The organism is Corynebacterium sp. HMSC076D02 (assembly GCF_001813815.1).
Lineage (GTDB): Bacteria > Actinomycetota > Actinomycetes > Mycobacteriales > Mycobacteriaceae > Corynebacterium > Corynebacterium simulans.
In genome coordinates, this window is the sequence record NZ_KV814054.1 from 1 (window position 1) to 8,022 (window position 8,022).

General features: G+C 53.2%; 6 protein-coding genes. All 6 read left to right on the top strand.

From position 1 onward, the window contains the following. The first annotated feature begins 222 nt into the window (after positions 1 to 222). On the top strand, positions 223 to 858 hold the full coding sequence (locus HMPREF2935_RS07440; protein ID WP_061921197.1) for an MptD family putative ECF transporter S component: 636 nt from the start codon (positions 223 to 225) through the stop codon (positions 856 to 858). Positions 859 to 908: 50 nt separating this feature from the next. Further along, the gene (locus HMPREF2935_RS07445) at positions 909 to 1,580 is read left to right on the top strand and encodes an energy-coupling factor transporter transmembrane component T family protein (protein ID WP_235591016.1); all 672 of its coding nucleotides are present in this window, start codon (positions 909 to 911) and stop codon (positions 1,578 to 1,580) included. Next, complete coding sequence (locus tag HMPREF2935_RS07450) at positions 1,577 to 3,046, top strand: ABC transporter ATP-binding protein (protein ID WP_061921194.1); 1,470 nt, start codon at positions 1,577 to 1,579, stop codon at positions 3,044 to 3,046. Before HMPREF2935_RS07445 ends, HMPREF2935_RS07450 begins: the two co-directional genes overlap by 4 nt. A 7-nt stretch (positions 3,047 to 3,053) precedes the next feature. Next, positions 3,054 to 4,802 (top strand): ABC transporter ATP-binding protein, encoded by a 1,749-nt coding sequence (locus HMPREF2935_RS07455; RefSeq protein ID WP_061921192.1) that lies wholly within the window; start codon positions 3,054 to 3,056, stop codon positions 4,800 to 4,802. Beyond that, positions 4,795 to 6,567: an ABC transporter ATP-binding protein gene (locus tag HMPREF2935_RS07460; protein WP_061921189.1), complete on the top strand. Its 1,773-nt coding sequence runs from the start codon at positions 4,795 to 4,797 to the stop codon at positions 6,565 to 6,567. The genes HMPREF2935_RS07455 and HMPREF2935_RS07460 overlap by 8 nt, the downstream gene beginning before the upstream one ends. A 398-nt stretch (positions 6,568 to 6,965) precedes the next feature. After that, positions 6,966 to 8,022: IS110 family RNA-guided transposase (locus HMPREF2935_RS07465; RefSeq protein WP_070732633.1), on the top strand; the 1,057-nt coding region annotated here is incomplete at its 3' end.

The window sequence follows — 8,022 nt, forward strand, 5'->3', positions numbered from 1 at the left end:
GCCTAGGAACAAAACTCGGGGCACTTCACAGGGTTGTCTTGCCGTTGGTGCTTACTTTGTCGGTGCATAGTCGGTAGTCGTGCTCTGGTTTGATGTCCGCTTATCTACATTCGCCCCCATTAAGGGTGAATCTTCAGATCAAAACTAGAAATAGTTTATATACAGCACTATCTGTATTAGGTAAGCCTTGCCTTTCCAGCTGTTCATGAATCGAGGTTTACTATGACCCAACAGTCCTCTACGCCCGCACGGAGTACAAGCTCATCCAGTGGGGCGACGGCACGTTTAAACACCAGAGATCTCATCAACGCTGGTATCTTTGCTGCACTTTACTTTGTAATCACCTTTGTAAGCGGAATGATTGGATTCGCAGGACCACAATTCATGTTTATTGGATGGTTCATCGCGGCAATCGCAAACGGAATCGTGCTAGCGCTTTATGCCGCCCGCACGCCCAAAATGGGTGCTTTCACCCTCGTCGGTGGTATTAACGGACTAGCATTCATGCTCACCGGACACTACTTCTGGACCCTGCTGGGAAGCATAATTCTAGGGTTTATCGCGGATTTGATTATTACAAAAAGCCACCTCAGTATTGCCAGATCCTTCCCTATTGCCTACAGCGTCTTCTGTGTCTGGATTTCTATGCCTTTTATCCCGCTAATTCTGGATACGGACTCCTACTACGTCGATATCGCAGACCAAATGGGTCAAGAATATGCCGATGCCATGTCGGATATCTTCCAGCCATGGACCATTGGAGTACTGGCCATTTGTGCGCTCATCGTCGGCTTTATCGGAGGAAAGGTCGGAGTTCGCGTCAGCCGCAAACACTTTGAAAGCGCTGGTCTCCTGTGAGCCTGCAAAAACAGGGCGTGCTTCGTCGATCTTCGATCGATCCACGGACCGTGCTGCTTTCTGTTCTAGTAATCAATGCGGTAGCTCTCAGCCACGGCCACCTACCGACACTGCTGATTTCTATCGCTTTCAGCTCCATCGCACTAGCTACAGTAAAGCCACACTATGGTCTTATTTGCCTGTTCGCTTTTGCATTATCCTATCTAGGGTACTGGGGCCTATTACAGCTTCCTGGCTCCACATTTTTCGCTTTTTCAGCGGCAATTTTTTCGTGGCTAAGCCGTTTTGTCATCAGCATGTCCATCGGCGCATTCGGCTTGCTCACTCTCACACCATCCACGTTGACCTCAGCACTGCGGGACCTGCGTTTACCAGGCTGGGCCACCATTCCACCGGCGGTATTCCTGCGCGTTTTGCCGATCATCGTGGCAGAAGCCAAAGCCATCCGCGATGCCATGGTCCTTCGGGGTCTCCAGCCTGGAGTAAAAAGCTGGATCACACAGCCCACACAATCGTCCGCGATGTTGATCATCCCCTTATTAGGTGCCGTCGTCCGCGCTGGTGATGAGCTCGCTGCCTCTGCTCTTGTCCGGGGATTGGGAGGACCCGCACGCCCAACCACCACCGCCGATCTTTCCTTCAAGCTTGTCGATGCAACTGCACTAGCTGGGTTGGGCCTCGTTGTTGCCTCTGTCTGGCTTCCCACGGAGGTCCACTTATGAACGAACGCAGTATCGCAACCAGTGTAGACGCCCACAACGTTTCTTTTACATATCCATTGGGAGCTCGGCCAGGCATTCAAGGTGTATCTGATGTGTCTTTTTCTGTCTCTCCAGGACAGTGTCTACTGATTACCGGTGATTCCGGATCGGGAAAGTCCACGGTACTCAAGTTGATCAACGGACTCATCCCCCATTTCAATCCAGGAGAGCTACTAGGCACCATCACTATTATAAAGGATGACCAGGCTTTTACCCCTGCGGAAGAACCGCTGTCCCGAGCCATCGAGTTCAGCGCCTCAGTATTCCAGAATCCAAGGACACAATTTTTCACTGAAAGCGTCAATGCAGAATTGGCCTTCGGGCTAGAAAACCTTGGTGTAGATCCCAAAGAAATTGAGTCGAGGATTCAATCAGCGGTCGAGCTACTAGGCATTAACGATCTTCGGGGCCGGCGATTCAAAGAATTATCCGGTGGGCAGTTACAAACCGTGGCATGCGCATGCGCGCTTGTGTCCCCGGGCAGTCTCGTGCTTCTCGATGAACCCACGTCCAATCTCTCCATGGAAAGCATCGATATTCTTGCACGCGTGCTACACCGCTTGAAGGAATTAGGCACAACGATCATTATCGCTGATCACCGTCTCTTTTTCTTAAAAGATATCGCTGACCAAGTTATTTACTTGACTCAGGGAAAAATAACGCGGAGTTTCCGCGCTCAGGAGTTTTATGCCTTAGACGAACCCGAACGCAAACAATTGGGGCTACGCAGCTTACACCATGTTCCCCTGCCCGCGAGCGTGCCGGTACCACCCACGCTCGAAAACGCCGATCCCCAGCGGAGCGGACTCGAGCTAAGCAACATCTGTTTTTCTTATGGCGCACATGAGGTATTAAACATTGACCACGCATTTTTCCCCAGCGGCGAAGTCACCGCCTTAATCGGGCCCAACGGCGCTGGAAAAACCACCCTCGCCAGGATCATTTGTGGTCTTGCTTCTCCCAAACGCGGCGGTAATCTCCGTTTGAACAGCAAACGAGTAGGAGCGGCTGCCCGCAGACGTGCCGCGTACATGGTGATGCAAGATGTTGGCCGCCAATTATTCGCAGCCACCACCGAAGAAGAAGTCACGCTCGGACTGGCAAAGAAGAAGCGGGACCACATCGATGTCAATGAGATTCTCCATCGCCTCGATCTGGCAGGAATGGCCCAACGGCATCCGCAGTCTCTGTCCGGTGGGCAACGGCAACGCTTAGCCATAGCTTCAGCCCAAGCCGAGCAAGCAGCGATCTACATCTTCGATGAACCTACCTCTGGCGTGGGCTGGCGCCAACTGCAATCCATCTCTGCGCTACTTCGATCTCTTGCAGCAAGCGGAGCAGTGGTCATCGTCATCACCCATGACCACGAATTCATCCAAGAATCAGTCACCAGAATCATCGATATGACTGACATCAACAAGAATTGAGAAAGAAATGTCTGAACTAAAACAAAGTTCCACAGAATCAAGCGGAACCCACGCACCAGAATCACACGGTGCGTCACCGGAAGAAGAGGCTCACGCAAAACTAAAAGCCGGCCAGGTCGCTCTAAAAAAACTACTGGCCCCAGTGCAAACAACCATCTACTTCGCACAGTTTCTCGCGCTTATATCCTCGGTACTCGCCGTAGCACCCTACGTCGCGTTGGTGGCACTGGGAAATGCTCTAATCGACGGCAAAACTGATGACGTCGCGTCCATTGTGAAATGGCTACTTGCTGCATTTTTGGGCCAGCTATTCTTCTATTTCCTTGCCCTTGCAATCACCCACTTCGCTGATGCAAAGCTGGTGGGGATTAACCGGCGCCGAATTATTACCGCTATTGCGAAAGCACCACTCTCGTGGTTTAGCCAGACTAATTCCGGCAAAGTCCGCAAAGCCGTCGAGGACGATACGTTAACTCTGCACACCCTGACAGCCCATGCTCCTGTAGAGAAGGTCGCCGCGATCTTTACGCCCCTCGCGCTTCTGGTTTATGCCTTTATCTTGGATTGGCGCCTTGGTCTACTTTCTATTGCCACTGTGCCCATTTTCCTAGCAATCCAAGCATATTCAATGAAAGATATGGGCACAAAAACTGCGGAAATGGATAATTATCTGGGTGAGGTCTCTGCGACTGCGGTGGAGTTCTCCGAAGGTATTTCCGTCGTCAAGGCTTTCGGCACCGTTGGCAAAGCCCACGCTCGATATCGCGAAGCTGCCCAAAAATTCGCGGAATTCTATTACGAGTGGGTACGTCCGCTTCTGCGTGTTTCCGCAATCTCAGAGTCTGTGGTGGCGGTTCCTGTCCTCATCCTTATCAATCTAGGAGTCGGTTCCCTGCTGATAGCTGGTGGCTATGTCACGGTCGCTGAAGTCATCGCAACAACGTTAATTGCGCTGGTGCTCCCAGGCACGATTCAAACCGTCGGCCAAATGATGTGGTCTTACCAGCTCGCTGGCAATGCGGCGTTGCGCCTTGATGAAGTCATGACAATTTCCCATGTGAAAGAAGGCCAAAAGAGACTCGATGCCAGTAGTCAAGACATGGAGGTGGAGTTCCATAAGGTCAGCTTTAGCTACGCCCCAGACACACCAGTCCTCCAAGACTTTTCTGCGCAACTAAATGCAGGCACTGTCACGGCATTGATTGGCCCCTCCGGGTCTGGCAAATCCACAGCAGCAACGATGCTGGCGCGTTTCCAGGATCCAGATTCGGGCACAATCACTATCAACAACGTGGATATCCGTGATCTCACTTTCGACAGTTTGTACCGCACTGTGGCTTTCGTCTTACAAGATCCTCACTTACTGCGTATGAGTATTCGGGAAAACATTCGCCTTGCACGCCCAGAAGCCCGCGATGAAGAGATCTGGCAAGCCGCAGAGGCTGCGCACATAGCTGCTGATATTCGCGCTTTACCGGCTGGGCTCGACACCGTTGTTGGTGAGGACACCTCTTTATCCGGTGGACAACAGCAACGCATTTCTATTGCCCGGGCAATCATTACCAATGCCCCAATCTTGATCCTGGATGAAGCTACTGCGGCAACTGATCCTGACTGCGAAGCAGAAATTCAAGCAGCTCTAGCCACACTCGTCAGAGGCAAGACCGTCTTAGTCATCGCCCACAAGCCGGAGTCCATCCAAGGAGCAGACCAAATAATCTGCCTCAAGCCTATGAAGGATAATTCTCATGTCTAATGCCACTACGCCTGTTAGTTCGCGTCTTCGTGATCCGCTACTCACTCGCAGTGTCAAAAAGCTGCAAAGTCCTGTAGGCCATAAGCTCAATAAAAGGTATGCTTGTCTATCGCTTATCGTTGGCGTGCTTGATGGCCTCGCCGTTCTCACGCTCGTGCCACTTACAAAGGCACTCGATGGGGATACGACGATCGCACCATGGATGTGGACGCTTTTGGCAATTGCGCTCGTAGCTTTTGCGCTACGATTTTTCGCAACCATGGCCTCTTACCACACGGCCTTGGATTTCATCCGAGCCGCGCACACGACTGTGGGCGATAAATTAGCAACGCTACCGCTCGGCTGGTTCGTACCGGCTAATACCGGCGGCCTATCTCGCCTCGTTTCAGATCGCTTTATGGTGGCGGCCGAGACCATTGCGCATATTCAAGGAACGATATACCGCGATAGCGCGGCACTTGTCACCTTGTTAGTAGGAGCGTGTTTCTGGAACCCGAAGCTGGGCTTGGTCCTTCTTATCATCGCACCATTGGCGCTCGTGGTGATGCAGTTGGCTGCATGGATTCGTGAGAAAGCATCGAACCGCGCACTGGGGCCGAGTAAAGAGCTCTCCCAGCGCATCGTAGAATTTGCTAACCGTCAACCAGCCCTGCGCGCGGCAGGACAATCACAAGTTTTTGCGCCACTAGAGCAAGCGCTAGAAATCGACCATAAAGCACGAATACGCGAGCTATGGGTATCCACATTAGCTTTGCTACTCAACGGCATAATAGTGCAGATCTTCATTGTGGCTCTCATTATGGTCTCCGCGGATCTTGCCGTTGAAGGCGCCCTATCGCCACTAGAAACAATTGCGATCATCGGAATCAGCTTGAGGTTTACCCGCACGCTTGAACAGCTGGGTTCTTCTTTCGTCGGTTTAGATGCCGGCCGTATCGCGCTCACAGAAACTGAGCTCATCACCGATGCCCCTTCCCTGCCAGAACCCACTACTCCGCGCCTAGGCGATGGTTCGGGAAATGTCGAGCTGCTTAATGTCACGTTTGGATACGGCGATAAACCAGTATTGGTAGATGTCACTTTCCATGCTCGACCAGGCACCGTTACCGCCATTGTCGGTCCTTCTGGCTCCGGAAAGACCACAATTGCGCGCCTTATTTCGCGATTCTGGGATGTAGATTCCGGGGCGGTGATGGTTGACGGCGTAGATATCCGCGAGCTTGGAACCGAACAGTTAATGTCCAGACTGTCCATGGTCTTTCAGGACGTTTACCTCTTCGACGACTCGTTAATCGCTAATATCCGCGTTGGTCGTCCCGACGCCTCCGATGAGGAAGTCTTCCGCGCAGCTGATCTTTCAGGCGTGACTTCTATTGCCAACCGCCTAGGGTGGCATACTCCTGTTGGTGAAGGCGGGCGGCTTCTATCCGGTGGTGAACGCCAGCGCGTATCTGTAGCTCGCGCGCTTCTCAAGCAAGCGCCGATTGTACTCTTTGATGAGGCTACCTCCGCGCTCGATGCAGAAAATGAGGCAAACATTCTTGCTGCGATGGACGAGCTACGGGAGCAATCTACTTTTATTGTCATCGCCCATAAGCTGGATACAATCAAATCTGCTGATCAAATCGTAGTCTTGGATGAACACGGGCAAGTCAGCCAGCTAGGCACGCATTCTGAGCTTTCCGATGTCCCTGGTATCTACCGTCACTTCTGGCAGCAACGCAAAGCAGCAAGCGGGTGGAAAATCAGTTCGGGACGCGATTAACGCGGGCACCGAGATCGGCATTGTTTGCGGGGGACACCCTTCTCTCCCCCTCTCTCCCATTACGTTGTTAGCAGTTCCACCCCAGGGCGCCGAAGATTCATAGCCTGTCCACCCGAGTGGGAGGGGCTATGTTTATGTCCGTTCCCGCCGTCCGAAAGGACAGTGGAACTAGTCGCTGGCTTCGGTATGGCTTATTCCTGTCCCTGTTAAGAAAATGATCCGGGGGGTGATGCCACCGGAGACAGTGACATACTCAAACAGCTCAATAGGAACCTGACCCGGCCCAGGCGGCACGAGGTCTCACAGTAATGTGGATGCCAGCGCCAGTATGTCCGACCACCCCAGCGATGAAGCGTAAATAATCCAACTCCCTACTCATCGCTAGGAGGCACAGACTCATGGCCTATGACTTCGTCATTGGAATGGACGTCGGCAAATACTTCCACCACGCCTGCGTCCTCGATCCCCAGGGCAGACAAGTCCTATCCAAACGCATCAACCAGCACGAAGGCTCGCTACGCAAGCTCTTCGGCAAATTCCTGGCCAATGACGCCGAAGTCCTTGTCGTCGTCGATCAGCCCAACAACATCGGCAGGCTAACCGTCGCAGTCGCCCAAGCAATGGGAGCCGACGTTCGCTACCTCCCCGGGCTTGCCATGCGACAGCTTTCACGTATCCACGTCGGCAACTCCAAGACCGATGTACGCGACGCTTATGTCATCGCCCATGCCGGCCTCAACCTGCCAGATGCCCTGCGTAGTGTTGACCGCGTTGAGGAAGTCTTCCTCCAGCTGAAAGTCCTCAACGGTATCGACGAAGACCTCGCCCGCGCCTACACACGCCTGATCAACCAGATGCGATCCGCGCTCGTGGGCACCTACCCCGCATTCGAACATGTCCTACGTGGGCAGATGATTCACCGCAAGTGGATTCTCCACCTTCTGGCGAAATACGGTGGCCCCACCAAGATTCGACGCGTCGGCAAAGCACGGCTGACAGCTTTCGCACGTGGTCACAGGGCACGTAATCCTGAACCAGTTATCGATGCCATGCTTGCTGCGATCCACGGCCAGACGGTATCCATCGCCGGCGCAGAATACGCGGAACTTGGCGTAGCAATGTCCGCCAAAGATGCACTAGCCAAGCTGGAGCACCGCAAAGAGATTGAAGCCCAGGTACTCGAGCTGATCCAGGACATTCCTCAGACCGAGATTCTCTTGTCCATGCCCGGCATCGGCCCACGTAGCGCCGCGCAAATCCTTATGACCGTCGGCGATATGTCCGACTTTCCCAATGCAGCGCACCTGGCTTCCTATGCAGGCCTGACGCCGCAGACGACTCAGTCGGGAACGTCGATCATGTCGAATTCGCCCAACCGGGCCGGCAACAAGAAATTGAAGAACGCCCTATGGCAATCGTCCTTTGCATCGATCAGATTCCACGAGCGTTCCCGGC